Origin of the sequence: Serratia sp. CY33802, from assembly GCF_052169095.1 — a bacterium.
In the GTDB taxonomy this organism is placed as follows: domain Bacteria; phylum Pseudomonadota; class Gammaproteobacteria; order Enterobacterales; family Enterobacteriaceae; genus Serratia; species Serratia bockelmannii.
Genome location: NZ_JBJNLL010000008.1, coordinates 63,965 through 90,209 on the forward strand (window position 1 = coordinate 63,965; position 26,245 = coordinate 90,209).

The 26,245-nt window shown below is 59.0% G+C and carries 23 protein-coding genes and 2 tRNA genes; 3 read left to right on the forward strand and 22 right to left on the reverse strand.

Annotated features, from left to right (window positions below; genetic code table 11):
* The first annotated feature begins 124 nt into the window (after positions 1 to 124).
* Positions 125 to 1,120, forward strand: a complete 996-nt coding sequence (gene ubiU, locus ACJ8HA_RS20180; RefSeq protein WP_015376422.1) for a ubiquinone anaerobic biosynthesis protein UbiU — start codon at positions 125 to 127, stop codon at positions 1,118 to 1,120.
* An 11-nt stretch (positions 1,121 to 1,131) separates the two neighbouring features.
* Positions 1,132 to 2,010 (forward strand): U32 family peptidase, encoded by an 879-nt coding sequence (locus tag ACJ8HA_RS20185; RefSeq protein WP_148123068.1) that lies wholly within the window; start codon positions 1,132 to 1,134, stop codon positions 2,008 to 2,010.
* A 35-nt stretch (positions 2,011 to 2,045) separates the two neighbouring features.
* Here the strand turns inward: ACJ8HA_RS20185 and ACJ8HA_RS20190 are convergent, their stop codons facing one another.
* The 3 genes from ACJ8HA_RS20190 to ACJ8HA_RS20200 are packed head-to-tail and all read right to left on the reverse strand — an operon-like array spanning position 2,046 to position 5,292.
* Positions 2,046 to 3,188, reverse strand: a complete 1,143-nt coding sequence (locus ACJ8HA_RS20190) for an ABC transporter permease (RefSeq protein WP_089181575.1) — start codon at positions 3,186 to 3,188, stop codon at positions 2,046 to 2,048.
* Positions 3,185 to 4,339: an ABC transporter permease gene (locus ACJ8HA_RS20195; RefSeq protein ID WP_025305061.1), complete on the reverse strand. Its 1,155-nt coding sequence runs from the start codon at positions 4,337 to 4,339 to the stop codon at positions 3,185 to 3,187. Before ACJ8HA_RS20195 ends, ACJ8HA_RS20190 begins: the two co-directional genes overlap by 4 nt.
* Complete coding sequence (locus ACJ8HA_RS20200) at positions 4,321 to 5,292, reverse strand: HlyD family secretion protein (RefSeq protein ID WP_033638900.1); 972 nt, start codon at positions 5,290 to 5,292, stop codon at positions 4,321 to 4,323. Before ACJ8HA_RS20200 ends, ACJ8HA_RS20195 begins: the two co-directional genes overlap by 19 nt.
* A gap of 231 nt (positions 5,293 to 5,523) precedes the next feature.
* Here ACJ8HA_RS20200 and ACJ8HA_RS20205 point away from each other — a divergent pair, with 231 nt between their 5' ends.
* On the forward strand, positions 5,524 to 6,537 hold the full coding sequence (locus ACJ8HA_RS20205) for a luciferase-like monooxygenase (RefSeq protein WP_033633542.1): 1,014 nt from the start codon (positions 5,524 to 5,526) through the stop codon (positions 6,535 to 6,537).
* Between the two features lie 37 nt (positions 6,538 to 6,574).
* On the opposite strand, the gene yedF is transcribed toward ACJ8HA_RS20205, so the two are convergent.
* The 19 genes from yedF to rlmE all read right to left on the reverse strand — a co-directional run bounded on the left by yedF (position 6,575) and on the right by rlmE (position 26,141).
* Positions 6,575 to 6,814 carry a sulfurtransferase-like selenium metabolism protein YedF gene (gene yedF / locus ACJ8HA_RS20210; protein WP_004933486.1) on the reverse strand — a complete coding sequence of 80 codons (240 nt, stop codon included), beginning with the start codon at positions 6,812 to 6,814 and terminating at the stop codon, positions 6,575 to 6,577.
* Positions 6,811 to 8,025, reverse strand: a complete 1,215-nt coding sequence (yedE, locus tag ACJ8HA_RS20215) for a selenium metabolism membrane protein YedE/FdhT (RefSeq protein WP_049203332.1) — start codon at positions 8,023 to 8,025, stop codon at positions 6,811 to 6,813. Before yedE ends, yedF begins: the two co-directional genes overlap by 4 nt.
* Before the next feature lie 146 nt (positions 8,026 to 8,171).
* Positions 8,172 to 10,100 carry a DEAD/DEAH family ATP-dependent RNA helicase gene (locus ACJ8HA_RS20220; RefSeq protein WP_442515473.1) on the reverse strand — a complete coding sequence of 643 codons (1,929 nt, stop codon included), beginning with the start codon at positions 10,098 to 10,100 and terminating at the stop codon, positions 8,172 to 8,174.
* Complete coding sequence (yrbN, locus tag ACJ8HA_RS20225) at positions 10,090 to 10,170, reverse strand: protein YrbN (protein WP_099032700.1); 81 nt, start codon at positions 10,168 to 10,170, stop codon at positions 10,090 to 10,092. The genes ACJ8HA_RS20220 and yrbN overlap by 11 nt, the downstream gene beginning before the upstream one ends.
* A gap of 116 nt (positions 10,171 to 10,286) precedes the next feature.
* Positions 10,287 to 11,171 (reverse strand): lipoprotein NlpI, encoded by an 885-nt coding sequence (gene nlpI / locus ACJ8HA_RS20230; protein WP_025305056.1) that lies wholly within the window; start codon positions 11,169 to 11,171, stop codon positions 10,287 to 10,289.
* A gap of 128 nt (positions 11,172 to 11,299) precedes the next feature.
* Positions 11,300 to 13,417 carry a polyribonucleotide nucleotidyltransferase gene (pnp, locus tag ACJ8HA_RS20235; protein ID WP_025305055.1) on the reverse strand — a complete coding sequence of 706 codons (2,118 nt, stop codon included), beginning with the start codon at positions 13,415 to 13,417 and terminating at the stop codon, positions 11,300 to 11,302.
* A gap of 256 nt (positions 13,418 to 13,673) precedes the next feature.
* The gene (gene rpsO, locus ACJ8HA_RS20240) at positions 13,674 to 13,943 is read right to left on the reverse strand and encodes a 30S ribosomal protein S15 (protein WP_004933502.1); all 270 of its coding nucleotides are present in this window, start codon (positions 13,941 to 13,943) and stop codon (positions 13,674 to 13,676) included.
* Between the two features lie 124 nt (positions 13,944 to 14,067).
* Entirely contained in the window at positions 14,068 to 15,012 is a 945-nt protein-coding gene (gene truB, locus ACJ8HA_RS20245; RefSeq protein ID WP_025305054.1) for a tRNA pseudouridine(55) synthase TruB, read from the reverse strand.
* Entirely contained in the window at positions 15,012 to 15,422 is a 411-nt protein-coding gene (gene rbfA / locus ACJ8HA_RS20250; RefSeq protein ID WP_004933508.1) for a 30S ribosome-binding factor RbfA, read from the reverse strand. The genes truB and rbfA overlap by 1 nt, the downstream gene beginning before the upstream one ends.
* A gap of 70 nt (positions 15,423 to 15,492) precedes the next feature.
* Complete coding sequence (gene infB / locus ACJ8HA_RS20255) at positions 15,493 to 18,180, reverse strand: translation initiation factor IF-2 (RefSeq protein ID WP_004933511.1); 2,688 nt, start codon at positions 18,178 to 18,180, stop codon at positions 15,493 to 15,495.
* A 23-nt stretch (positions 18,181 to 18,203) separates the two neighbouring features.
* The gene (gene nusA, locus ACJ8HA_RS20260) at positions 18,204 to 19,712 is read right to left on the reverse strand and encodes a transcription termination factor NusA (protein WP_019453340.1); all 1,509 of its coding nucleotides are present in this window, start codon (positions 19,710 to 19,712) and stop codon (positions 18,204 to 18,206) included.
* Between the two features lie 21 nt (positions 19,713 to 19,733).
* Positions 19,734 to 20,186 carry a ribosome maturation factor RimP gene (gene rimP / locus ACJ8HA_RS20265; protein ID WP_004933515.1) on the reverse strand — a complete coding sequence of 151 codons (453 nt, stop codon included), beginning with the start codon at positions 20,184 to 20,186 and terminating at the stop codon, positions 19,734 to 19,736.
* A gap of 217 nt (positions 20,187 to 20,403) precedes the next feature.
* Positions 20,404 to 20,480: transfer RNA gene (locus ACJ8HA_RS20270), tRNA-Met, on the reverse strand.
* A gap of 60 nt (positions 20,481 to 20,540) precedes the next feature.
* Positions 20,541 to 20,627, reverse strand: a tRNA-Leu gene (locus tag ACJ8HA_RS20275).
* A gap of 69 nt (positions 20,628 to 20,696) precedes the next feature.
* The gene (gene secG / locus ACJ8HA_RS20280; RefSeq protein ID WP_004933519.1) at positions 20,697 to 21,032 is read right to left on the reverse strand and encodes a preprotein translocase subunit SecG; all 336 of its coding nucleotides are present in this window, start codon (positions 21,030 to 21,032) and stop codon (positions 20,697 to 20,699) included.
* 220 nt (positions 21,033 to 21,252) lie between these two features.
* A complete protein-coding gene (glmM, locus tag ACJ8HA_RS20285) occupies positions 21,253 to 22,590 on the reverse strand; it encodes a phosphoglucosamine mutase (RefSeq protein WP_025305053.1) in 1,338 nt (445 codons plus the stop codon).
* Positions 22,591 to 22,594: 4 nt separating this feature from the next.
* Positions 22,595 to 23,431, reverse strand: a complete 837-nt coding sequence (gene folP, locus ACJ8HA_RS20290) for a dihydropteroate synthase (protein ID WP_043139266.1) — start codon at positions 23,429 to 23,431, stop codon at positions 22,595 to 22,597.
* A gap of 92 nt (positions 23,432 to 23,523) precedes the next feature.
* Entirely contained in the window at positions 23,524 to 25,455 is a 1,932-nt protein-coding gene (gene ftsH, locus ACJ8HA_RS20295; protein ID WP_004933529.1) for an ATP-dependent zinc metalloprotease FtsH, read from the reverse strand.
* 56 nt (positions 25,456 to 25,511) lie between these two features.
* A complete protein-coding gene (gene rlmE / locus ACJ8HA_RS20300; RefSeq protein ID WP_004933533.1) occupies positions 25,512 to 26,141 on the reverse strand; it encodes a 23S rRNA (uridine(2552)-2'-O)-methyltransferase RlmE in 630 nt (209 codons plus the stop codon).
* Positions 26,142 to 26,245: the final 104 nt, after the last annotated feature.

The window sequence follows — 26,245 nt, forward strand, 5'->3', positions numbered from 1 at the left end:
CTGTGTGTGCCCCATTGCCTAAAATGACCTCCCCGATTCGCATTTGCCGGCGGAACACCGCCGCCGGCAACCTTTAAAGACAGCGTGCGCCCGGCCGGGCGCACGGCTAAGCCAGGATAAATCTATGGAGCTGCTTTGTCCCGCCGGCAACCTGCCGGCCCTGAAGGCCGCGGTGGATAACGGCGCCGATGCCGTTTACATCGGTCTGAAAGACGATACCAACGCGCGCCACTTCGCCGGCCTTAACTTCACCGAGAAAAAGCTGCAGGAAGCGGTCGATTATGTGCATCGCCACGGCCGCAAACTGCATATCGCCATCAACACCTTCGCCCATCCCGACGGCTATGCCCGCTGGCAGCGCGCGGTGGATATGGCGGCCCAACTGGGCGCCGACGCCCTGATTCTGGCGGATCTGGCGATGCTGGAATACGCCGCCCAACGCTATCCGCAGTTGGAACGCCACGTTTCGGTGCAGGCTTCCGCCACCAACGAGGAAGCGATCCGTTTTTACCAGCGCAACTTCGAGGTCGGCCGGGTGGTGCTGCCGCGCGTGCTGTCGATGCATCAGGTGAAACAGCTGGCACGCACCAGCCCGGTGCCGCTGGAAGTGTTCGCCTTCGGCAGCCTGTGCATCATGGCCGAGGGGCGCTGCTATCTCTCTTCCTACCTGACCGGCGAGTCGCCGAACACCGTCGGCGCCTGTTCGCCGGCGCGTTTCGTGCGCTGGCAGCAAACCCCGCAGGGCATGGAGTCGCGCCTGAACGACGTGCTGATCGACCGCTACCAGGACCATGAAAACGCCGGTTACCCGACGCTGTGCAAGGGCCGCTATCTGGTGGACGACGTGCGCTACCACGCGCTGGAAGAGCCCACCAGCCTCAATACGCTGGAGCTGCTGCCGGAGCTGCTGGCCGCCAACATCGCCTCGGTGAAGATCGAAGGCCGCCAGCGCAGCCCGGCTTACGTCAGCCAGGTGGCGCGCGTCTGGCGCCAGGCGATCGACCGTTGCCAGGCCGATCCGGCCGCCTACCGCGCCGACGCCGCCTGGATGGAGACGCTGGGCGCGATGTCCGAGGGCACCCAGACCACGCTGGGCGCCTATCACCGCAAATGGCAGTAGCCGGAGGAAACATGAAATACGCACTGGGGCCGGTACTCTACTACTGGCCGAAAAACGACATCGCGGCGTTCTATCAGCAGGCGGCGGAGAGTAACGCCGACATCATTTATCTCGGCGAGAGCGTCTGCACCAAGCGGCGCGAGATGAAGGTCGGCGATTGGCTGGCGCTGGCGCGCGACATCGCCCGCAGCGGCAAGCAGGTGGTGATCTCCACGCTGGCGCTGCTGCAGGCGCCGTCCGAACTGAATGAGCTGAAACGCTATGTGGAGAACGGCGAGTTCCTGTTTGAAGCTAACGATCTGGGCGCAGTGAACATGGCGGCGGAACGCGGTCTGCCGTTCGTCGCCGGCCATGCGCTGAACTGCTACAACGCCTATACTCTGCGCCTGCTGCGCCGCCAGGGCATGATGCGCTGGTGCATGCCGGTCGAGCTGTCACGCGATTGGCTGGCCAATCTGCTGACGCAGTGCGACGAGCTGGGCTTCCGCCACGACTTCGAGGTGGAGGTGCTGAGCTACGGCCATCTGCCGCTGGCCTATTCGGCGCGCTGCTTCACCGCCCGCTCGGAAAACCGTGGCAAGGACGAGTGCGAAACCTGCTGCATCAAGTATCCGCAGGGTCGCATGATGCGCTCCCAGGAACAGCAGCAGGTGTTCGTACTCAACGGCATCCAGACCATGAGCGGTTACTGCTACAACCTCGGCAACGAGCTGCCAAGCATGCAGGGGCTGGTGGACATCGTGCGGCTGTCGCCGCAGGGCGCCGAGACGTTGGCACAGATCGATGCCTTCCGCGCCAACGAGCGCGGCGAGCAGCCGCTGGCCTTGACCAACCACGCCGACTGCAACGGCTACTGGCGCCGCGTGGCGGGGTTGGAGTTGGTGGGGTGATCCTCGCTCCCCTCCTCACCGAGGGGAGTTTTCAATCAACTCGCCCGCCGTTTCCTGAACATCCCGCGCAGCGCCACGCTGTTGCGTAAGAAGCCGACGCCGAAGCCCAGCAGGGTGTAGACCACGCCGAGTATCAGCATCATCATCACGTCGCCCCACACTTCATTCAGCGACAGCCCCATCTGGTTGACGCCGGCGATCGCCTTGGTGCCCCAGGTGGAGGGAATGCTGTACGAGATGGCGCGCACCCAGGCCGGCATCGACTGCAGCGGCCAGATGGTGCCGGACAGGTAGAAGACCGGCGTCGTGATGAACGCCAGCGTCAGGTAGATCATCTCGACGCTGCGCAGGCACTCGGTCACCAGCTTGCCCAGCCCCAATACCGCCAGCAGGAACGGGAAGGTCAGCAGCAGCAGTTCGGCGATGTTCGCCGTCTGCCGATAGCCCAAGACCCACGGCCACAGCACGAACAGCACGATCGACAGGAACAGCCAGATCGGCAGCAGCGCCGTCAGCCCGCCGAGGTGCGCCGCCAGCGGCGCTTTGCCGCCGGGCATGCTCTTCATGGCGATATTGACGCGGATACAGGCGATCAGCAGCGAGTGCTGCAACAGCATCACCAACAGGCCGGGAAAGATGATCGCCGCGAAGCTGATGCCGGGGTTAAACACGTCCAGCGTTTGCCCCAGTATCGGCGTCAGCAGTATCTGCGCCTGCCGTTCGCTGAAACCGCTGCGCAGCAGCAGCCCGTTGTTGTACTCCGTCAGCAGCTGCTGATAGGCCGCCACCACGTCCTGTTGGATCTGGCCGTTGGCCAGACGGTTGGTGGCGTCGCCGTACACCGGCACCACGATGTTCTGCCCGCTGAGGATCTTCTTCTCCAGATCCACCGGCATGATGATCACCGCAAACAGCTTGCGCCAGCTGAGATCGCGCTGTGCCTGTTCCAGGCTGTCGTAGGTTTCAATCGCTATCTTGGAGGTGGCGTCCAGTTGGCGGATCAGCTGGCGGCTGGCGGTACTGTGGTCCTGATCGACCACCCCCACCGGCAGATCCCACACCGTGCGGTTGGCGTACACCAGGCTCATGATGCACAGCGACAGGATCAGCATCAGCCACACCGGCCGCTCCAGCATGCCGAGCAGCACCTTAACGAAGGTTTGCCAATAGAGCTTCATCCGGCCTCCCCCTCTTTTGCCAGCCGCGCCGGCAGGCGATTGCGCACCAGCAGCGCGGCCACCAGCGGATAGACCGCCAGCAGCGCGCACACGCTGAAGATGGCGCTGGCGTGCACCTGCCGCAGGAACACGTCGAACATCGCGTACAGCGCGTGGGTCAGCGGTTCGATGTTGGAAATGATGCGCGCCGGCAGCGGCATCGACAGCTCAGGCACCGCCATGCCGGAGAAGGTCATCGCGATACTGACCAAAATACCAATCAGGCTGTAGGCGGTGATGGTGCTGCCGGTAAAGGTGTACAGCAGCAGGCCGATGCTCTGAGCCGCCATCACGTAGAACAGGCCGATCATCAGCATAAACAGCGGATTGCCGCTGACGCGGGCGTCAAAGATGCCCACCAGCGCCGCGATCTCCACCATCAGCAGGGTGGTGAAACACAGCGTGTACGGTGCCAGCTTGCCGAGCAGCGCCAGGCTGAACGGCTTGGCCTGCAGCAGCGACTTGCTGCGCGCCAGCACGTAGATCATGCAGGTCACCGCGAACAGCTGCAGCAGGTGGATGGTGGCGGCGAACTGCTGGTAATAGATATAGCTGCCGCTGGCGTTGAACAGGCTGCCGTAGGAGAGCGTCACGTCCGCCAACGGCGGCAGCGTTTTACCCATCTCGGTGGCGATGATGCTGCGGGTGCTGGCGTTGATTTCGTTCATCAGGCCGCCAAAGTCCTGGGTGGAGTACAGCCCGGCGCCGTAGAACAACGCATTGTAGTACATCACTACGCTAGGCTGTTTGCCTGACAGCGCGTTGGCCTCAAAGTCCGGCGGGATATACAGCAACGCGTAATCCTGCGCGCTGCGCAGGCGGCTCAGCGACTCCGGCAGCCCGCCGCCATATGCCTCGACGTGGGCATGCGAACCGGCGTCCAGCCGCCGCGTCAGCGATTTGGACAGCGGGCTGTGATCGCTGTCCACCACCGAGACCGGCAGATCGAGCAGCGTGCCTTCGGAGAAGTTGCTGCTGATCAGCGCAAACAGGATCAGCGGAAAGATCCAGCTCAGCCAGTGCACCACCGGGCTGCGAAAGGCGACGCGACACTCTTTGTCGAACGCGTGACTGAAGCAGCGCCAGCCGGCCCTTACTCTTTCCATTGCCATAAGGTGCTCATCCCCGGACGCAGGCCGTCCACCGGCTGTGACGGATACAGGCGCACTTCGAAGGTTTTCAGGTCGAAGTCGCCGGTGGCGCGGGTGGCGCGTTTGGTGGCGTAATCCCCCAGCGGCGCGATGTAGCGCACCTCGGTGTCGATCATTTTGTCCTTCAGCGCCGGCACCCGCAGCTTGACCTTGTCGCCTTTGCGCACGTGGGCCAGGATGTCTTCACGCAGGTTAAACACGAAGTAGGCGTCCGGCACCCGGATCAACGTCACCAGCGGGCTGCCGGCGTTCAGCAATTCGCCCACTTCGGCCGGGATCGGCCCCACTTCGCCGTCCACCGGCGCTTTCACCTGCAGATCGTCGCTCTGCGCCTGGATCTGCAGCAGATTCTCTTCCGCCGCCCGCAGCGCCGCCGCATATTGCTGCCGCTGCTCGACGCGGTCGCCGTTAATGCCTTCATCCAGATTGGCCTTGGCGGCCTGTACCTGCTGGAAGGCGGTGTCGCGCGACCGGCGCGAAGCGTCCAGCTCGGACTTCGAGATATAGCCCTTGCCGGCCACGCTCAGGTTGCGGTTGTAGTCATTTTGCGCATTGCGGTACTGCGCCTCGGCCTGCGCCAGGTTGGCGCGCAGGTTGCGGATGCTCTCTTCACGGGTGCCGTGCAGCGACAGCTCGAGCTGCGCCTTGGCCTCGTCGCGCGTCGCCTGCGCGGAACGCAGCTGCGCCATCAGTTCGGGGCTATCGAGCTGAATGATCAGCTGACCGCTTTTCACGTCGTCGCCGCGTTCGATCAGGCGTTCAACGACCCGGCCTTTCGCCTTGGATGCGACGATCACTTCGGGGGCATCCACTTCACCCTGCAGCAACAGATCCTGATTGTGCGCGCGGAACAGGATCGCCAATGCGATCGCCGCCAACATCAGCAACAGGGTAAACAGCGTCTTTTTTTTCATTATGTCAGCTCCCGGAACGGTAAGCGGCGGGCGGGGATCATCATTTCCATGTCTCAAATTGCTCCAAAAAACACCATTGCTCTCATGAGGATATCACAAGCACATATCTCCTCTTTTATAACTATAAATTGGATTATGCTTTTAACACTAAAAAGCATCTTTTTTCGGCTTTTTGGTATGCAGACTCCTGCACTCGCCCTTTAAGCGATCCACTCTCTGATGGACGATGTCATGACTGAACACACTGCGGTACCGCTGTCGGTACTGGATTTATCGCCAATCCCGCAAGGGGCCAAGGCACGCGACGCTTTCCACTGTTCGCTGGATTTGGCGCAGCACGCCGAACGCTGGGGCTACCAGCGTTACTGGCTGGCCGAGCACCACAATATGACCGGCATCGGCAGCGCCGCCACCTCGGTGCTGCTGGGCTATCTGGCCGCCGGCACCCAGAGCATTCGCCTCGGCTCCGGCGGCGTGATGCTGCCGAACCATGCGCCGCTGGTGATCGCCGAGCAGTTCGGCACGCTGGAGTCGCTCTACCCCGGCCGCATCGATCTGGGGCTGGGCCGCGCGCCCGGCACCGATCAACGCACCATGATGGCGCTGCGTCGCCACCTGTCCGGCGACGTGGATACCTTCCCGCGCGACGTGCAGGAACTGCAAAACTACTTCTGCGATGCGCAGCCCGGGCAACCGGTGCAGGCGGTGCCGGGCCAGGGGCTACATGTGCCGCTCTGGCTGCTCGGCTCCAGCCTCTATAGCGCGCAGCTGGCGGCGCAGCTCGGCCTGCCGTTCGCCTTCGCTTCGCACTTCGCTCCGGATATGCTGTTCCAGGCGCTGCAGCTGTACCGCGAGAACTTCAAACCCTCCAAACAGCTGGCGCAGCCGCACGCCATGGTGTGCGTCAACGTGATCGCCGCCGACAGCGACCGCGACGCGCGCTTCCTGTTCAGCTCGATGCAGCAGCAATTCATCAATCTGCGCCGCGGTTCGCCCGGCCCGCTGCCGCCGCCGGTGGATAACATCCACGCGCTGTGGACCGCCGGCGAGCAGTATGGCGTCGAACAGGCGCTGCGGATGTCGATCGTCGGCGATGAAAAAACGGTGCGTCACGGGCTGCAAACGCTGCTGCGTGAAACCGATGCCGACGAGATCATGGTCAACGGCCAGATCTTCGATCATCAGGCGCGGCTGCGTTCGTTCGAGATCGTCGCCGGGGTGAAGGGCGACATCGTGAAGGGCTAAAAAACGAAAAGGCGGTGGGAACCCCACCGCCTTGGCGTTAACGCTGGATCAGATAGCGGATGGTCGGCCCGTCCTGCTGGATATCCAGCACCTTGTAGCCGTGGTTGCGCGCATCAAGCGGGATGTTGTTGATCGACTGCGGGCAATCGCTGATCACCTCCAGGATTTCCCCCGGCTTCAGCTGCGGCATCGCCTCCAGCGTCGCCACCGCCGGGTACGGGCAAGGCTCGCCCAGCATGTCCAGCCGGTAGTCCGGCACTATCGTCGTCTCTTTCATGGCATACTCCTCAAATTCACCACCTGCGCCTCAGGCCGGGCGCGGAAAAAGCGTTTCTCCCACCACAGCATGGCGGCGAAGGCCAGCGCCAGCAGCAGATAGGTCACCAGCAGGCCACCGACCGGGCCGAAGGTGTCGAGCAGGTTGATTTTGTCGTAGTCGGTCGCCAGCGCCGGCGCCAGATCGTCCCAGTAATAGGCCAGCAGCGTAGCGCCGATGATGTTGCCCAGCCCCACCCACCAGTAGTGTACCTGCCCTTCCACCGCGCGGTACATCCAGCCGGTCTCGCAGCCGCCGGCCAGCACGATGCCGAAGCCGAACAGCAAGCCGCCCAGCACCGCATTCGGGCCGGCCCACATGATCTTCGGCGCCACGCCAAGCTGCACGTAGCTGAAGATGCCGATGGCGCTCACCGCCATGCCGATGATGATGGCTTTCGCCATGTGGGTGCGGCCGGTGATCCACAGATCGCGGAACGCCGAGGTGAAGCAGATCTGCGCGCGTTCGATCAGCAAACCGAAGCCGATACCGAACAGCATGGCGATACCGAGCTTCGGCGCATCGAACAGCGTCCACAGCGACCAGGCCACCGCTAGGCCGAAGACCGCCATGCCCAGCCGGAAGCGGCGGCGCGCCTGCTCAGGCTTCTGCGTCAACGGCGCGGCGGACTTCACCTTTTGCAATTTGACCGGGATGCGGAACATCGGCAACAGCGTGAATTTGGCGCCGAAGTAGGAGCCGGCGGCGGTCGCCAGCGCGAAGAACCAGGCATGCAGCGAGAACTGCGGAATACCGGTGAAGAAGGCCGCCAGGTTACAGCCCATTGCCAGGCGCGCGCCGAAACCGGCGATGATGCCGCCCAGCAGCGCCTGCACGATGCGAATGCGGTGCTGCGGCTGGCGCAGCTTGATGTTGTTGGCCCACAGCGCGGCGGCGATGCAGCCGGCGAACATGCCGATGATCATGCGCCCGTCGATGCGCTCCAGCGGCGTGCCCTGCAGGCCGATAACCTTGAAATAGCCCCACTGCTCAGGGTGCAGGCCGAACCACTGCAGCACATGGCCGCCCCAGCGCGTGAATTCGCCGGTCACCGCCCAGAAGGTGCCGGTCATGCCGAAGTAGTAGGTAGAAAGGATCCCGGCGGCGATCACCGCCGGCAGCGGCGCCCAAAAGCGCACCAGGTATTGAGATTTGAACTGCTGCCAACTCATGGCATCTCCCGTGCATATCATCCATAAGAAAAAACCTTATGAATGATACGCCATTCAGGGGCGTTTGACGGCAATTTTCAGGCATAAAAAAACCAGCCCGCAGGCTGGTTTTTCAGAGTGCTTCACCGCGAACGGTGAATCAGCGATTACGCGTCGCCGAAACGACGACGTGGTGCTGCCGGTGCGCTGTCATCACGGCGTGGCGCCGGCTTGCCGTCACGGTTGTAGTTACCGCCACGACGCTCGCCGCCGTTACCGCCTTCGCGACGTTCTCCGAAGGAACGACGTGGGCCGCCTTCGCGACGTTCACCGTTGAACGGACGGCCGTTACCGTTGCCACGACGCTCGCCACCGTTGCCACCGTCACGACGCTCGCGACGTTCGAACGGCTGTGCATCGCCCAACAGCTGCATGTTCATCGGCTTGTTCAGGATGCGAGTGCGAGTGAAGTGATTCAGGATCTCGCCCGGCATGCCTTTTGGCAGCTCGATGGTGGAGTGGGAAGCGAACAGCTTGATGTTACCGATGTAACGGCTGCTGATGTCGCCTTCGTTAGCGATAGCGCCAACGATATGACGGACTTCAACGCCATCGTCACGGCCCACTTCGATGCGGTATAGCTGCATTTCGCCAACGTCACGACGTTCGCGACGCGGACGATCGCCGTCACGGCTGTCGCGGCTGTCACGACGGTCGCCGCGGCGATCGTCACGGTCGTTGAACTCACGACGCTGACGCGGCTTGAAGACCGGATCCGGCGGCAGGATCAGCAGACGTTCGCCCTGAGCCATTTTCAGCAGCGCTGCGGCCAGGGTTTCCATATCCAGCTCTTCTTCCGGCTGCAGTTTGGTCAGCAGCGCACGGTACAGATCCAGATCGCTGCTTTCCAGCTGCTGCTGAACTTTCGCGGCGAACTTGGCCAGACGACGCTCGCCCAGCAGCTCTGCGTTCGGCAGCTCCACTTCCGGGATGGTCAGCTTCATGGTGCGTTCGATGTTGCGCAGCAGGCGGCGTTCGCGGTTTTCCACGAACAGCAGCGCGCGGCCGGCGCGGCCCGCACGACCGGTACGGCCGATACGGTGAACATAAGACTCGGAGTCCATCGGGATGTCGTAGTTGACAACCAGGCTGATGCGCTCAACGTCCAGGCCACGGGCCGCAACGTCGGTCGCGATCAGGATATCCAGACGACCGTCTTTCAGACGCTCCAGAGTCTGCTCACGCAGCGCCTGGTTCATGTCGCCGTTCAGCGCGGCGCTGCTGTAACCGCTGCGCTCCAGCGCTTCGGCCACTTCCAGGGTCGCGTTCTTGGTACGGACGAAGATGATCGCCGCGTCAAAGTCTTCGGCTTCCAGGAAACGCACCAGCGCTTCGTTTTTACGCATGCCGTAGACCGACCAGTAGCTCTGGCTGATGTCCGGACGGGTGGTCACGCTGGACTGGATGCGCACTTCCTGCGGCTCTTTCATGAAGCGGCGGGTAATGCGACGGATCGCTTCCGGCATGGTGGCGGAGAACAGCGCGGTCTGATGTTCAGCCGGGATCTCAGCCATGATGGTTTCTACGTCTTCGATAAAGCCCATGCGCAGCATTTCGTCGGCTTCATCCAGCACCAGACCGCTCAGGTTAGAGAGGTTCAGGGTGCCGCGCTTCAGGTGGTCCAGCAGGCGGCCTGGGGTACCCACAACGATTTGCGGGCCCTGGCGCAGAGCGCGCAGCTGCACGTCGTAACGCTGGCCGCCGTACAGGGCTACCACGTTAACGCCGTTCATGTGTTTGGAGAAATCGGTCATCGCTTCGGCAACCTGAACCGCCAGTTCGCGGGTCGGTGCCAGCACCAGGATCTGAGGTGCTTTCAGGTCTGCCTGCAGGTTGTGCAGCAGCGGCAGCGAGAACGCTGCAGTTTTACCACTACCGGTCTGTGCCATGCCCAGCACGTCGCGGCCGTTCAACAGGTGAGGAATACACTCAGCCTGGATCGGAGATGGTTTTTCATAGCCCAGATCGTTCAGGGCGGAAATGATTGGAGCAGACAGCCCCAGATCAGCAAAAGAGGTTTCAAACTCAGTCGTCATGTACACGTGCCTCATTAATAATGGCAGCCAGTCTACATAACTCGTCGAGAAAATTTTCAGTCATTTTCATTGAAAAGTGTGAACCGGCTCAAATTAGATTATAAAACGAACAAAAAAGCCCTCGCCCGTTAAGGCGATAACTTTGGTTAAAAACCAATGTTCATCAGGCTGATAGGTGTTCGTCAGCTATTGCTGGTCCGATTCCGATAGGTCGTCTTGCTCTTGGCCCAAAAGCGCCAATTCCAACAATGCATAGCGGTGCTCAACGAAGTTGTGAACGTTGTTAGACACCGTCAGTTTGAACAGCGCCGAAGCGGTGTCCTTGTCCCCCAGACTCAGGTAGTGTTTACCCAAATAGAAGTCAGTTTCACTGAGATGCTCAGCGAGCGAAGTGTTATCCGTTGCATCTGCCTTGAGGCGTTCCATCAGCGTTTTTTCGCTGATCTTGCCCAGGTAGAATTCGACAATATTCCATCCCCATTGCCCTCTGTCCGATTTGTCATAGCGCTGCTGAAGCGCTACTTCGGCCTTCTTGGGATCGATTTCTCGCTCCACCAGATACAGCCATAACGAACGGAAGGGATCGTTTGGGTCGTCTTGATAAAACGCCTGCAGATCATCCTGCGCCAACGGGAAGCGGCCGCCATAATACAGTGCGATGCCCCGGTTTAAACGCGCGTAATTGTAAGTTGGATCAAGCTCTAGTACAGAATCAAACGCTTCATAGGCAGCATCAAAATTGCCTGCCTGCGTTAAGTAAATGCCCAGGTAGTTGAAAACTTCCGGCATGTCGGGACGTATCGCCAGCGCCTGCGAGAAATCATTGCGCGCTAATGCACGTAACCCGAGGCTATCATACAGCACACCGCGCTCATATAAAAGCTGTGCGCGTTCGTCATCCGTCAGTGCCCGGCTGGCAAGAATTTGTTCCATGCGCGCCAGGATCACTTCCTGCTGCAACGTAGGCTGCAACGGGATTGCCAAAACTTCGTCTTTACGCCAATCATGGTTGCTGCATCCTGCCAGCATGAGTGCTGTCGCAACGTAACACCAGCGCAAGAAAGGCTTCATTTCCCACTCCCGAAGACAAACATTGGATGAACGTCCTGTCCTCCGTTTGCTAAAACGCGGGTATCCTACCCGCGCGATACGAACAGCTCCCAACCCCATGGCGGGGAGCTGTAAAACTATCTATACAGTTATTCTGCTTCAGGCGCAGGTGAACCTGCTTCCGGCGCCATCGCTTCTTTGATGCTCAGACGCACGCGGCCCTGACGGTCAACTTCCAGTACCTTAACCGGCACTTCTTGACCCATCTGCAGATAGTCGGTCACTTTCTCAACGCGCTTGTCGGCGATCTGAGAAATGTGCACCAGACCTTCTTTACCACCGCCGATAGCGACGAATGCGCCGAAATCAACGATACGGGTCACTTTACCCTGGTAGATACGGCCCACTTCGATCTCTGCCGTGATCTCTTCAATACGACGGATAGCGAATTTCGCCTTCTCACCGTCGGTCGCAGCGATTTTAACTGTACCATCATCTTCAATTTCGATGGTAGTGCCAGTCTCTTCGGTCAATGCGCGGATAACGGAACCGCCCTTACCGATCACGTCTTTGATTTTATCCGGGTTGATGCGGATAGTATGAATACGCGGTGCGAATTCGGAGATATCGCCGCGTGGGGAGCTGATAGCCTGTTCCATCACGCCCAGGATGTGCAGACGCGCGCCCTTGGCCTGGTTCAGAGCCACCTGCATGATCTCGCGGGTGATGCCTTCGATTTTGATGTCCATCTGCAGCGCGGTGATACCGTCGCGGCTACCGGCCACTTTGAAGTCCATGTCGCCCAGGTGATCTTCGTCACCCAGAATGTCGGACAGAACCACAAAGTTATCGGCTTCTTTCACCAGGCCCATCGCGATACCCGCAACGGCAGCCTTGATTGGCACACCGGCATCCATCAGCGCTAGAGATGCGCCGCACACGGAAGCCATGGAAGAAGAACCGTTGGATTCGGTGATTTCAGACACGACGCGAACCGTGTACGGGAAATCTTCCGGTTTAGGCATCATAGCCAATACGCCGCGTTTCGCCAGGCGACCGTGACCGATTTCACGACGCTTAGGAGAACCGACCATGCCGGTTTCGCCTACGGAGTACGGAGGGAAGTTGTAGTGGAACAGGAAGCTGTCGGTCTTCTCGCCCATCAGCTCGTCCAGGTTCTGTGCGTCGCGCGCGGTACCCAGGGTCGCGGTAACCAGCGCCTGAGTTTCGCCACGGGTGAACAGCGCGGAACCATGGGTGCGCGGCAGTACGCCGGTGCGCACGTCCAGGCCACGGATCATGTCTTTTTCACGGCCGTCGATACGCGGCTCGCCACGCAGTACGCGGCTACGCACCACGTTCTTCTCGACGTTGCCCAGGATGTCCTGGATTTCGCCGGCGTCCAGCGTTTCGTCCTGCGCCAGCAGGGTTTCAACCACGCTGTCTTTGATCGCGTCAACCTGAGCGTAACGCTCTTGTTTTTCGGTGATGTGGTAAGCGTCGCCCAGGCGAGCTTCGGCCAGTTCAGCCACGCGCGCGTGCAGCGCTTCGTTGACCGCAGGGGCCTGCCAATCCCACTTCGGCTTGCCGGCTTCGGCAACCAGGGAGTTGATGTTTTCGATAACCACTTGCTGCTGGTCGTGGCCGAACACCACGGCGCCCAGCATCTGATCTTCGCTCAGCACTTCCGCTTCGGATTCAACCATCAGCACCGCGCCTGCAGTACCGGCAACCACCAAATCCAGACGGCTTTCTTTCAGCTCGTCAGTTGTCGGGTTCAGCACATACTGATCGTTGATGTAACCTACGCGCGCTGCGCCGATTGGGCCGTTGAACGGAATACCGGACAGGCTCAGGGCGGCAGAGGCGCCGATCATCGCGACGATGTCCGGGTTCACCTGCGGGTTAACGGAAACCACGGTCGCGATCACCTGAACTTCGTTCAGGAAGCTGTCCGGGAACAGTGGACGGATCGGACGGTCGATCAGACGGGAAGTCAGGGTCTCGCCTTCGCTCGGACGGCCTTCGCGACGGAAGAAGCTGCCCGGGATGCGGCCGGCGGCGTAAGTACGCTCTTGGTAGTTAACGGTCAGCGGGAAGAAGCTCTGGCCCGGCTTGGCTTTTTTCTGGCCAACGACGGTAACGAATACGGCGGTGTCATCCATACTCACCATAACGGCGGCGGTGGCCTGACGAGCCATCATACCGGTTTCGATGGTGACGGTATGCTGGCCATACTGGAATTTGCGAATGATCGGTGTCAGCAAAATTATATCCTTGATTAGCGGCGCGCAATCGCATTGACGACTCGACACGCCTGTGACTCGATTTGCCTTCTCACTACATCCTCGCGACTAATGACAATCCTTATCTCAGGCAGGAGATAAAGCCTCTCATTAGCCGCGCGAACCTCTGTAACGGAAGAACCTGTTTGGAAACATCAGTAATACATTAACCTGATTTGCTTATGCTTCCTAGAAGAAAGGGGCCAAAATAGGCCCCTTTCCACTGAAACTTGCTAGATTAGCGACGCAGACCCAGACGCTCGATCAGGCTGGTGTAACGTGCTACATCTTTACGCTTCAGGTAGTCCAGCAGCTTACGACGCTGAGAAACCATACGCAGCAGACCACGACGGCTGTGGTGATCTTTTTTGTGCTCGGAGAAGTGGCCTTGCAGATGGTTGATCTGCGCAGTCAGCAGGGCAACCTGAACTTCGGTAGAACCGCTGTCGTTAGTACCACGACCGAAATCAGCTACGATTTGAGCTTTAGCTTCAACACTTAGAGACATTGTAATACTCCAGATTATAGATAATAAAAACAGGCGCCGATCTCTAATTCAGCAACCCAATGCATAAGCTGCGCCATTCTACTCTTAGCGCAGTGCGATCGCAAGGCGACGCAGTGCCCCGCCGTCAGTCGAAATGCTCGACCACCAGGCGGCGCGGCGCCACGCGACCATCCTCGGCGATGTCGCCAACGCCGATGAATTTTCGCTCTTCACCCTCGGTGATACGCACCAGGCCGGAAGCCGGCGCGCCGGCGACTTGCACCGGTTGCCCCTGCTTGACGTAACCCGCAACCACCGGCAGCAAATTCACTTCCGGATAGTTCTCAACCGGGCTGTCCATCGGCATCAGCAGCGGATCGAGCAGCTCGCCGGGCGCGATTTCTTGTTCCTGCGCCTGCGCCAGCAAAGCGTTCAGCTGTTCCAGCGTCACCATGCGCGCAATCGGATAAGTCGCCACCTGCAGGCGGCGCAGATAGATCACGTGCGCGCCGCAGCCCAGCAGCTCGCCGAGATCGTCGGTGATGGTGCGGATGTAGGTGCCTTTCGAGCAGTGGATCTCCAGCTCCAGCTCATCCCCTTCCCAGCGGATAAACTGCAGCTCGTACACCGTGATGCTGCGCGCTTCGCGCGGCACTTCAATCCCCTGGCGCGCATACTCGTAGAGTTTCTTGCCCTGGTATTTCAACGCCGAATACATCGACGGCACCTGCTGGATGTCGCCGCGGAAGGTGTCCAGCGCCGCGTCGAGCTGCGCCTGGGTGAAATTCACCGGGCGCTCCTGCACGATCTGGCCGTCGGCGTCGGAGGTATCGGTACGCTGCCCCAGCTTGGCGATCACCCGATAGCGCTTGTCGGAATCGAGCAGGTATTGCGAAAACTTGGTCGCTTCGCCCAGGCAAATAGGCAGCATGCCGGTCGCCAACGGATCGAGCGCGCCGGTATGGCCCGCTCGGTTGGCGTTGTACAGGCGTTTTACTTTTTGCAGCGCATCGTTGGACGACAACCCCTGCGGCTTGTCCAGCAACAGCACGCCGTGGATGTCACGGCCGCGGCGACGAGGGCGACTCATTAATCCTCCTTGTCATCGCCTGAGGCGGAACGGCGCTCGGCGTCGTTCTTCACCACGTTGGTCACCAGGTTGGACATGCGCATGCCTTCCACCAGGGAGTTGTCGTAAGCGAAGGTCAGCTCCGGCACCACGCGCAGGCGCATCGCTTTGCCCAGCAGGGTACGGATATAGCCGGAAGCGTCCTGCAACGCTTTGATGCCGTTGGTGACCAGATCCGGATCGTGGTTCTCGGTCAATACGTTCAGGAAGGTGACGTAAACCTTGGCATACGCCAGGTCGCGGGACACTTCCACGCCGGAAACGGTCGCCATGCCGACGCGCGGATCTTTAACTTCACGCTGCAGAATGATCGCAATCTCTTTCTGCATCTCTTGCGCCACGCGTTGACCGCGGCTGAATTCTTTTGCCATTTTGGATTCTCCAGACAAATCGGGGGGCACAAAGGCCCCCCGTAAACAGATATAAGCAGATGTGCAATCGTTAAGCGATGGTGCGTTGGATCTCAATGATTTCGAACACTTCGATCATGTCGCCGACGCGCACGTCGTTATAGTTCTTAACGCCGATACCACATTCCATGCCGTTACGGACTTCGTTAACGTCATCTTTGAAGCGGCGCAGGGATTCCAGCTCGCCTTCATAGATAACCACGTTGTCGCGCAGTACGCGGATTGGGTTGTGACGCTTGATGGTCCCTTCGGTAACCATACAGCCGGCGATAGCGCCGAACTTAGGCGATTTGAACACGTCGCGCACTTCGGCCAGGCCGATGATCTGCTGCTTGTATTCCGGCGCCAGCATACCGCTCATCGCCTGCTTCACTTCGTCGATCAGGTTATAGATCACGGAGTAGTAACGCAGATCCAGGCTTTCCGCTTCGATCACGCGGCGCGCAGAAGCGTCGGCACGCACGTTGAAGCCCAGGATGATGGCGTTGGAAGCCGCAGCCAGCGTCGCGTCGGTTTCGGTGATCCCACCTACGCCGGAGCCGACAATCTTCACCTTCACTTCGTCGGTAGAGAGTTTCAGCAGCGAGTCGCTGATCGCTTCGCAAGAACCCTGCACATCGGACTTCAGTACGATGTTCAGCTCAGACACTTCGCCGTCGGTCATGTTAGCGAACATGTTTTCCAGCTTGGACTTCTGCTGACGCGCCAGTTTGACTTCGCGGAACTTGCCCTGACGATACAGCGCCACTTCACGCGCTTTCTTCTCGTCGCGCACCACGGTCGCTTCGTCACCCGCTGCAGGCACGCTGGACAGACCCAGGATTTCCACAGGGATAGACGGACCGGCAGAGGTCACTTCACGGCCCAGCTCGTCACGCATCGCACGCACACGGCCGTATTCGAAGCCGCACAGGACGATGTCGCCCTTGTTCAGCGTACCTTCCTGAACCAGTACGGTAGCCACTGGGCCACGACCTTTATCCAGGAAGGACTCGATCACTACGCCGCTCGCCATGCCGCTGCGTACCGCTTTCAGTTCCAGAACTTCGGCCTGCAGCAGGATAGCCTGCAGCAGCTCGTCGATACCGGTACCGGCTTTCGCGGACACGTGAACGAACTGCGCTTCGCCGCCCCACTCTTCCGGCATAACGCCGTACTGAGACAGTTCCTGCTTAACGCGGTCCGGATCGGCTTCCGGCTTGTCGATTTTGTTCACCGCAACCACCAACGGCACCTGCGCCGCTTTCGCGTGCTGGATAGCTTCGATGGTCTGTGGCATCACGCCGTCGTCGGCCGCCACCACCAGAACCACGATGTCAGTCGCCTGAGCACCACGAGCACGCATCGAGGTAAACGCGGCGTGGCCCGGGGTATCCAGGAAGGTGATCATGCCGTTCTCGGTTTCTACGTGGTAGGCACCGATGTGCTGGGTAATGCCGCCGGCTTCGCCCGCCGCCACTTTGGTGGAGCGGATGTAGTCCAGCAGAGAGGTTTTACCGTGGTCAACGTGGCCCATGATGGTCACGACCGGCGCGCGCGGCTCAGCCGCAGCGCCCGTATCACGGTCGCTCATCAGCGCTTCTTCCAGCTCATTTTCACGACGCAAAATAACTTTGTGGCCCATCTCTTCGGCAACCAGCTGTGCGGTTTCCTGGTCGATAACCTGGTTGATGGTGGCCATCGCGCCCAGCTTCATCATCACTTTGATGACCTGAGAACCTTTTACCGCCATCTTGTTGGCCAGCTCGGCCACGGTGATGGTTTCACCGATCACCACGTCACGGTTAACCACCTGCGCCGGCTTGTTGAAGCCCTGCTGCAGAGCGCTAGGCTTGCGTTTGCCTTTACCGCCACGGGTAACGGCACGCGCTTCTTCGCGATCCGCTTTGGATTCGGACAGCTTGTTGCCTTTCTTCTGCTTGGTCGCTTTGCCGCCGCGGGTGCGGCTACGACGATCGCCTTCAACTTTGGCGTCGTTTTCGTCTTCTGCGGCACGCGCATGCTGAGAGGTGGTCACGTGATAGTCGGCACTTTCAACCGCAGCGCTTGCCGCGTCGGCCTGGGCCCACTTCTCGCCGTTCTCTTCGGCCATGCGACGGGCTTCTTCCGCCACGCGCTTGGCTTCCTCTTCAACCTTGCGGCGCACTTCCTCTTCCGCTTTACGTTTCAGTTCAGCGGCTTCGGCTTCACGGCGTGCTTTTTCCGCCTGAGCTGGCTTGGTCATTTCGTCGGTATGTTGATTGGTCACTTTTTCTTTTTCCGCTGAATTACGCTTAGCAATCTCCGCGGCCTCACGTTTGGCTTGCTCTTCGGCTGCGCGCTTCGCTTCCGCTTCGCGTTTTGCGAGCTCTTCCGCTTCGCGCCGTGCCTGCTCTTCCGCTTCACGCTGTGCCTGCTCTGCCGCTTCAGCCAACTGGGCTTCCTGCGTATCGCGATTTACATAAGTGCGTTTCTTGCGGACCTCAATTTGCACCGATTTACTTTTACCGCCGGTGCTCGGGATATTCAAGGTGCTGCGCGTTTTGCGCTGCAAAGTGAGTTTACCTGGCGCGCTGCCGTGTTCACGGTTCAGGTGCGCCAGCAATGTTTCTTTTTCTTGCTGGGTAACAGAGTCCGACTCGGACTTGTTGATCCCTGCATCAGCAAACTGCTGTACCAGGCGATCAACCGGAGTCTGAATCTCTGCTGCCAGCGATTTTACGGTTACATCTGTCGTCATGCTGTTCCTTCCTGCTACAGTTATTACGCGTTGTCGCCAAACCAACAGATATTGCGTGCAGCCATGATCAGCTCACCGGCTTGCTCATCGCTAAGCCCTTCAATATCAGCCAGATCGTCAACACCCTGCTCGGCAAGATCTTCCAGCGTACAAACCCCACGCGCGGCCAGTTTAAAGGCCATGCTGCGCTCAAGACCCGGCAGGTTGAGCAAATCGTCGGCCGGTTTGTTGTCGCCCAGGCTTTCTTCTTGTGCCAGGGCCAGCGTGGTCAATGCAGCTTTGGCGCGTTCGCGCAATGCTTCAACCGTATCTTCATCCAGACCGTCGATTTCCAACAGCTCTTTGATCGGCACGTAGGCCAGCTCTTCCAGCGTGGAGAAGCCTTCTTCAACCAGTACGGTGGCGAAATCTTCGTCGATATCAAGATACTTGGTGAAGGTATCAATAGCGGCATGAGCCTCGGCCTGGTGCTTGGCCTGCAGGTCGTCCGCCGTCATCACGTTCAGTTCCCAACGATCGTCGCCGCGGTGTTGTTTCAGCAGCTGGGAAGCCAAACGCACGTTTTGGCCGTTACGGCCGATCGCCTGTGCCAGGTTGCTGGCTTCAACGGCGATATCCATGGTGCAGTTATCTTCGTCTACCACGATCGACGCGACGTCGGCCGGCGCCATGGCGTTGATGACGAATTGCGCGGGGTTATCATCCCACAGGATGATGTCGATGCGTTCGCCGCCGAGCTCGCTCGACACGGCCTGAACGCGCGCACCGCGCATACCTACGCAGGCGCCGACCGGGTCGATGCGCTTGTCGTTGGTTTTCACTGCAATTTTCGCGCGAGAGCCTGGATCGCGGGCTGCCGCTTTAATTTCGATCACTTCTTCGCCGATTTCCGGCACTTCGATGCGGAACAGTTCTTTCAGCATTTCCGAGCTGGAACGGCTGACGAACAGCTGCGCGCCGCGAGCTTCAGGACGCACGGCGTACAGTACGCCGCGAATGCGATCGCCCGGACGGAAGTTTTCGCGCGGCAGCATGTCTTCACGGCCAATCACCGCTTCGGCGTTGTTGCCCAGATCCAGCGCGATGCTGTCACGGTTCACTTTCTTCACCACGCCGGTGACGATCTCACCTTCGTGTTCACGGAAAGCGTCGACCACCATCGCACGCTCGGCTTCACGTACTTTCTGCACGATAACCTGCTTGGCGGTTTGGGTGGTGATACGGTCAAAGGTCACAGATTCGATCTGATCTTCGACGTAGCCGCCGAGCTCGATGCTCGGATCTTCAAACTGAGCGGCTTCCAGCGTGATTTCACGCGTCGGCTGAGTCACTTCGTCTACGGCGACCCAACGGCGGAAGGTGTCGAAATCGCCGGTTCTACGGTCAATGCTGACGCGCACGTCGATTTCCTGCTCGTATTTTTTCTTGGTTGCGGTGGCTAATGCAGTTTCCAGCGCTTCGAAAATCTTCTCGCGCGGAAGGGATTTTTCATTGGAAACTGCTTCAACAACAGCCAGAATCTCTTTGTTCATCCTAGTTGCCTCTTCCAAACTTTAAAAGTGGGGTACCAGGTTCGCTTTCTGGATGTTGCTCAGCGCGAACACTTCATCTTTCCCTTCCACAGTAACCGTGATCATCTCGCCTTCGACAGACTTGATAATACCCTGCCACTTGCGACGGTTCTGTACCGCCATGCGCAGGACCAGGCTGACTTCTTCACCGAGGTAACGCGTATAGTGTTCTGCGGTGAACATCGGGCGATCAAGGCCAGGAGAGGAGACTTCCAAGTTGTAAGCGACCGTGATTGGATCTTCGACGTCCAATACAGCGCTGACCTGGTGGCTGACATCAGCGCAATCATCAACATTGATGCCGTTATCACTATCAATATAGATGCGGAGCGTCGATTGGCGCGCACGAATGAATTCGATGCCTACAAGCTCAAAGCCCAACGCTTCTACGGGTGCCGAAAGCATCTCTGTTAACTGTTGCTCTAATGTGGACAAGCCCACCCCCAAGACATAAAAAAAGGGCTAAATAGCCCAGTGATTCTGTTGCCAAATAACAAAAAACCCCGAAAAATCGGGGCTTTATGCAACTGGACCCTGTTTGCCGCTAGGCGGCCTCGGTACAACTTTCGAGCAAGTGTCATTTTCAAATGTTGATCGAGAAAAGCGGATTTCAATCGAAAAGTGTATTTGAAAATAAACACTTAAAGGAAAGTGGTTGCGGGGGCCGGATTTGAACCGACGACCTTCGGGTTATGAGCCCGACGAGCTACCAGGCTGCTCCACCCCGCGTCCGAAAACGTGGCAAATACTACGCCGATAATCGCAAAATTGCAAGTTATCTCTGGGATTTGGTACCGAGGATGGGACTCGAACCCACAAGCCCGTTAGGGCACTACCACCTCAAGGTAGCGTGTCTACCAATTCCACCACCTCGGTACTGATTCTTACTGCTAACGGCCGTTGTTCCTTCGAGTTCACAACCACCGTTTACAAACTTTTTGCGGCTTACTGCGGGATGTCGCTGCTCGGCTTAGCTGGTGCTGCCGGCGCGGTCGTCTGCTCAGTTTTCACTGGCTGACCCAGGTTTTCCCACTCACTGCCTTTCTTGCTTTGGTTGCTGCTGAGGTTGCCCAGAATCAGGCTGATGACGAAGAACAGCGTCGCCAGCACAGCAGTCATGCGGGTCATAAAGTTACCGGAACCACTCGAACCGAACAATGTGCCTGATGCACCTGCTCCGAAAGAGGCTCCCATATCAGCGCCTTTACCTTGCTGTAGCATAATCAGAGCAACCAGCCCGATTGAGATCAGCAGGAAAATTACCAGAAGAGCTTCGTACATAGTAGTACCCGTATCCTTGCGGCCTCACCGCATGCCAAATGCTTCACACTCATCAAGCAGGCGTTTTTACAAACTGCCTACTGAAGCGGGTGTGAATACTAACCAAAGCCGCCAACCCACGCAAGGGCAATTTGCTGCCGCCGGCGCGTTTGCGGAAAAAAACGCCAACAATCATCTATTCGGGCTCAGCGATGCCAAGCCCGATGGCTAACTGTCTGTTTTAACCTGCTGATTTCACCGCATCGGCGATGCGATGCGCCAGCGCGGTCACCTGCTGCTCGTCCTCGCCTTCCACCATCACGCGGATCAGCGGCTCGGTGCCCGATTTACGCAGCAGCACCCGGCCACGGCCGGCCAACTCGGTTTCCACCTGCTCGGTGACCTTACGCACCGCTTCAGATTCCAGCGGATTATGCTCGCCGGCGAAGCGGACGTTGACCAGGATCTGCGGCAGCAGCTTCATGCCGCTGCACAGGTCATGCAGGCTCATGTGGTTGCGCACCATGGCAGTCAGCACCTGCAGCCCGGCCACGATGCCGTCGCCGGTGGTGGTTTTGTCCAGCAGGATCACATGGCCGGAGTTTTCCGCACCGATGCGCCAGCCCAGTTCCTGCAGTTTCTCCAGCACGTAACGGTCGCCCACTTTGGCGCGAGCGAACGGAATACCCAGCTGTTTCAGCGCCAGCTCCAGCCCCATATTACTCATCAGGGTACCGACCGCGCCGCCGCGCAGCTGCCCCTGACGCAGGCCTTCGCGGGCGATGATGTACAGGATCTGATCGCCATCCACCTTGTTGCCGAGGTGATCCACCATCATCACGCGGTCGCCGTCGCCGTCAAACGCCAGGCCAACGTGCGCTTTTTCCTGCAGCACGCGCTCCTGCAGCTGACGCACGTCGGTAGCACCGCATTTTTCGTTGATATTCATACCGTCCGGCTCAACACCGATGGCGATCACCGTGGCGCCCAGTTCGCGCAGCACGCTCGGCGCAATGTGGTAAGTCGCCCCGTTGGCGCAGTCGACCACGATTTTCAGCCCCTTCAGGCTCAGCTCGCTCGGGAAGGTACCTTTGCAGAATTCGATGTAACGGCCGGCGGCGTCGATGATACGGCTGGCTTTACCCAGCTCGGCGGACTCCACGCAGGTCAGCGGTTTTTCCATCTCGGCTTCAATTGCCTCTTCGACGTTGTCCGGCAGTTTGGCGCCGTCGATTGAGAAGAACTTGATACCGTTGTCATAGAACGGGTTATGCGAAGCGGAAATGACAATGCCTGCTTCGGCACGGAAGGTACGCGTCAGGTAGGCCACCGCCGGCGTGGGCATCGGCCCGGTGAAGGAGGCGGACAATCCAGCGGCCGCCAGACCGGCTTCCAGAGCGGACTCCAGCATATAGCCGGAGATGCGCGTATCCTTACCGATGATGATCTTGCGGGAACCGTGACGCGCCAGCACTTTACCGGCCGCCCAGCCCAGCTTCAGCACGAAGTCCGGCGTGATGGGGCTGTCCCCGACCTTGCCACGGATGCCGTCGGTGCCAAAATATTTGCGCTCGCTCATGTCTCTACTGTCCCTTAGCTGAAAGTGTTGCCTCGACGACACGCATCGCCTCGACGGTTTCTTTAACGTCATGCACTCTGACAATCTGCGCACCCTGCATCGCCGCGATCACCGCGCAGGCCACGCTGCCGATAACCCGTTGATCCGGCGGCACGTTCAGCAGTTGCCCAATCATCGATTTACGCGACATGCCGACCAATAGCGGCAAACCGAAACGATGAAACTCCGACAACCGTGCCAGAAGCTGATAGTTGTGCGCCAAATTTTTACCGAAACCGAAGCCTGGGTCGAGCAGCAATTTCTGATTTGTTATCCCCACCTCGTTACAGCGCTGAATATGATGCTCGAAAAACGCCTGAACATCGGCAATCAGGTCATCGTAATGCGGCGCCTGCTGCATGGTGCGCGGCTGCCCTTGCATATGCATCAGACAGACCGGCAGACCGCTTTCCGCCGCCGCCGCCAGGGCACCCGGCTCCTGCAGCGAACGAATGTCGTTAATCAGATGTGCGCCTGCATGCGCCGATTCGCGGATCACGCCCGCTTTCGAGGTATCGACCGAGATGAAGACTTCGAAGCGCTGCGCCAGCGCTTCCACCACCGGCACGACCCGTTCCAATTCTTCCTCTTCACTCACCTCAGCTGCCCCCGGCCTTGTCGATTCGCCGCCGATATCGATCATCGTGGCACCGGCCGAAATCAGCGCATGCGCGTGGAGCAGCGCCTGGTTCAGGGTGTTGTGACGGCCGCCGTCGGAAAACGAATCCGGCGTCACATTGAGGATACCCATCACCTGCGGATAGGAGAGGTTGAGCGTCATGTCGCGCACGGTTAACTGCATGGTTGGTCCACCTTACTGTTGCCTGGTTCACTGCCCGCCGGGCAAAAAAAAACCCCGGCGTACCGGGGTTTGATGTTATTACACAGCCGCTGTTACTTGTCGAGCTGTTCGGACATGGTGTTGCCCGGCGTTGGGGTGCGCGGCTCATCTACCGGCGTCGGGGCTTTCGGAGTGCCACCGTTGTCGGAGCTGTTGCCTTTGTTCGCATCGTCCCAGCCCGCCGGCGGACGCACGTCTTTGCGGTTCATCAGATCGTCGATCTGCGGCGCATCGATAGTTTCATACTTCATCAGCGCATCCTTCATCGAATGCAGGATGTCCATATTTTCCATCAACAGCGAACGAGCACGCGTGTAGTTACGTTCGATCAGCGACTTCACTTCCTGGTCGATGATACGCGCGGTTTCATCCGACATGTGCTTCGCCTTGGCCACGGAACGGCCCAGGAACACTTCACCCTCTTCTTCCGCATACAGCAGCGGCCCCAGCTTCTCGGAGAAGCCCCATTGGGTCACCATGTTGCGGGCAATGGAGGTCGCCACTTTAATGTCGTTCGACGCACCGGTAGAGACTTTTTCCGGCCCGTAGATGATCTCTTCCGCCAGACGACCGCCGTACAGGGTGGAGATTTGGCTCTCCAGCTTCTGACGGCTGGCGCTGATCGCATCCCCTTCCGGCAGGAAGAAGGTCACACCGAGCGCCCGACCACGAGGAATGATGGTGACCTTGTGTACCGGATCGTGTTCAGGAACCAGGCGGCCAATGATGGCGTGGCCCGCTTCGTGATACGCGGTCGACTCTTTCTGCGCTTCGGTCATCACCATGGAGCGACGTTCCGCACCCATCATGATCTTGTCTTTGGCTTTTTCGAACTCCACCATCGACACCACGCGCTTGTTGCCGCGGGCGGCGAACAGCGCCGCTTCGTTGACCAGGTTGGCCAGGTCGGCACCGGAGAAGCCCGGCGTACCGCGCGCAATGACGGAGGCGTCGATGTCGGCAGCCAACGGCACGCGGCGCATGTGCACCTTCAGGATCTGCTCACGGCCACGCACATCCGGCAGCCCGACCACGACCTGACGGTCGAAACGGCCCGGGCGCAGCAGCGCAGGGTCAAGCACGTCTGGACGGTTGGTCGCCGCGATGACGATGATGCCCTCGTTGCCTTCGAAACCGTCCATCTCAACCAGCATCTGGTTCAGGGTCTGCTCACGCTCATCGTGACCGCCACCCAGGCCGGCGCCACGCTGGCGACCGACGGCGTCGATTTCATCGATGAAGATGATGCACGGCGCGGCTTTCTTCGCTTGTTCGAACATGTCGCGCACGCGGGATGCACCCACGCCGACGAACATTTCGACGAAGTCGGAACCGGAAATGGTGAAGAACGGTACCTTCGCTTCGCCGGCGATCGCTTTCGCCAACAGCGTTTTACCGGTCCCCGGCGGGCCAACCATCAGCACGCCTTTCGGGATCTTGCCGCCCAGCTTCTGGAAACGGCTCGGTTCGCGCAGGTATTCCACCAGTTCGCTCACCTCTTCTTTCGCTTCGTCACAACCGGCGACATCGGCGAAAGTGGTCTTGATCTGGTCTTCCGTCAGCATGCGGGCCTTGCTCTTGCCGAAGGACATCGCGCCCTTGCCGCCGCCGCCCTGCATTTGCCGCATAAAGAAGATCCAGACCCCGATCAGCAACAGCATCGGGAACCAAGAGATAAAGATAGAAGCCAGCAGGCTCGGCTCTTCAGGCGGCTCGCCGACAACTTTCACATTCTTCGTTAACAACGTATCCAGCAACTTAGGATCGTTGACAGGGATGTAGGTCGTGTATTTGTTACTGTCTTTCTTGGTAACGTTAATTTCACGTCCGTTGATTCGCGCTTCGCGAACCTGGTCCTGGGTCAGTTCGGACATGAAGGTAGAGTAATCCACCCTACGGCCATTCGACTCGCTGGGCCCAAAGCTCTGGAATACAGACATCAACACTACCGCGATGACTAACCAGAGAATTAGGTTTTTCGCCATGTCACTCAAGGGATTAACCTCATCTTACAACTGTGTTAACAAACAGCGTTAGGGTACTACAGTTTGCGCCCTGTCGCTACAATGTACACTTCGCGCGAACGGGCGCGGGAAGCGTCTGGCTTACGAATCTTAACCTTCGTAAACAGGGAGCGAATTTCCCGTAGGTACTCGTCAAAGCCATCTCCCTGGAACACCTTCACCAGGAAACTTCCGCCTGGTGCGAGGACATCACGACACATATCCAGCGCCAACTCCACCAGATACATCGACCTTGGAATATCGACCGCCGGGGTGCCACTCATATTCGGGGCCATATCGGACATGACCACCTGAACCTTACTCTCGCCTACTCGTTCCAACAGCGCCTTCAGCACCAGTTCATCACGAAAATCGCCCTGAAGGAAATCGACGCCAACGATAGGATCCATTGGCAAAATATCACAGGCGATGATGCGCCCGGTACCGCCGATTTGGGTGACCACATACTGCGACCAGCCGCCCGGTGCGGCGCCCAGATCAACCACGGTCATTCCCGGTTTGAACAGTTTGTCGCTCTGCTGTATTTCATCAAGTTTAAACCAGGCACGGGAACGCAGTCCCTTTTTCTGCGCCTGCTGCACATATTTATCGCTAAAGTGTTCTTGTAACCAGCGACTGGAGCTAGCCGAACGCTTTTTATTAGCCATCTCGTTTTCCAACTATCATAAAAAGAGTCTTATGTCAGGGTCGCTGCTCACGTAGACTCACACCGGTGAAGACCGATTTGGTGATATACATGAGATGGCGGTAG

Excerpts from the sequence above, each read along its gene's own strand:
- ubiU (WP_015376422.1), top strand. The coding sequence starts at position 125 with ATGGAGCTGCTTTGTCCCGCCGGCAACCTGCCGGCCCTGAAGGCCGCG.
- ACJ8HA_RS20185 (WP_148123068.1), top strand. The coding sequence starts at position 1,132 with ATGAAATACGCACTGGGGCCGGTACTCTACTACTGGCCGAAAAACGAC.
- ACJ8HA_RS20190 (WP_089181575.1), bottom strand. The coding sequence starts at position 3,188 with ATGAAGCTCTATTGGCAAACCTTCGTTAAGGTGCTGCTCGGCATGCTG.
- ACJ8HA_RS20195 (WP_025305061.1), bottom strand. The coding sequence starts at position 4,339 with ATGGCAATGGAAAGAGTAAGGGCCGGCTGGCGCTGCTTCAGTCACGCG.
- ACJ8HA_RS20200 (WP_033638900.1), bottom strand. The coding sequence starts at position 5,292 with ATGAAAAAAAAGACGCTGTTTACCCTGTTGCTGATGTTGGCGGCGATC.
- ACJ8HA_RS20205 (WP_033633542.1), top strand. The coding sequence starts at position 5,524 with ATGACTGAACACACTGCGGTACCGCTGTCGGTACTGGATTTATCGCCA.
- yedF (WP_004933486.1), bottom strand. The coding sequence starts at position 6,814 with ATGAAAGAGACGACGATAGTGCCGGACTACCGGCTGGACATGCTGGGC.
- yedE (WP_049203332.1), bottom strand. The coding sequence starts at position 8,025 with ATGAGTTGGCAGCAGTTCAAATCTCAATACCTGGTGCGCTTTTGGGCG.
- ACJ8HA_RS20220 (WP_442515473.1), bottom strand. The coding sequence starts at position 10,100 with ATGACGACTGAGTTTGAAACCTCTTTTGCTGATCTGGGGCTGTCTGCT.
- yrbN (WP_099032700.1), bottom strand. The coding sequence starts at position 10,170 with ATGAAAATGACTGAAAATTTTCTCGACGAGTTATGTAGACTGGCTGCC.
- nlpI (WP_025305056.1), bottom strand. The coding sequence starts at position 11,171 with ATGAAGCCTTTCTTGCGCTGGTGTTACGTTGCGACAGCACTCATGCTG.
- rpsO (WP_004933502.1), bottom strand. The coding sequence starts at position 13,943 with ATGTCTCTAAGTGTTGAAGCTAAAGCTCAAATCGTAGCTGATTTCGGT.
- truB (WP_025305054.1), bottom strand. The coding sequence starts at position 15,012 with ATGAGTCGCCCTCGTCGCCGCGGCCGTGACATCCACGGCGTGCTGTTG.
- rbfA (WP_004933508.1), bottom strand. The coding sequence starts at position 15,422 with ATGGCAAAAGAATTCAGCCGCGGTCAACGCGTGGCGCAAGAGATGCAG.
- infB (WP_004933511.1), bottom strand. The coding sequence starts at position 18,180 with ATGACGACAGATGTAACCGTAAAATCGCTGGCAGCAGAGATTCAGACT.
- nusA (WP_019453340.1), bottom strand. The coding sequence starts at position 19,712 with ATGAACAAAGAGATTCTGGCTGTTGTTGAAGCAGTTTCCAATGAAAAA.
- secG (WP_004933519.1), bottom strand. The coding sequence starts at position 21,032 with ATGTACGAAGCTCTTCTGGTAATTTTCCTGCTGATCTCAATCGGGCTG.
- glmM (WP_025305053.1), bottom strand. The coding sequence starts at position 22,590 with ATGAGCGAGCGCAAATATTTTGGCACCGACGGCATCCGTGGCAAGGTC.
- folP (WP_043139266.1), bottom strand. The coding sequence starts at position 23,431 with ATGCAGTTAACCGTGCGCGACATGACGCTCAACCTCTCCTATCCGCAG.
- ftsH (WP_004933529.1), bottom strand. The coding sequence starts at position 25,455 with ATGGCGAAAAACCTAATTCTCTGGTTAGTCATCGCGGTAGTGTTGATG.
- rlmE (WP_004933533.1), bottom strand. The coding sequence starts at position 26,141 with ATGGCTAATAAAAAGCGTTCGGCTAGCTCCAGTCGCTGGTTACAAGAA.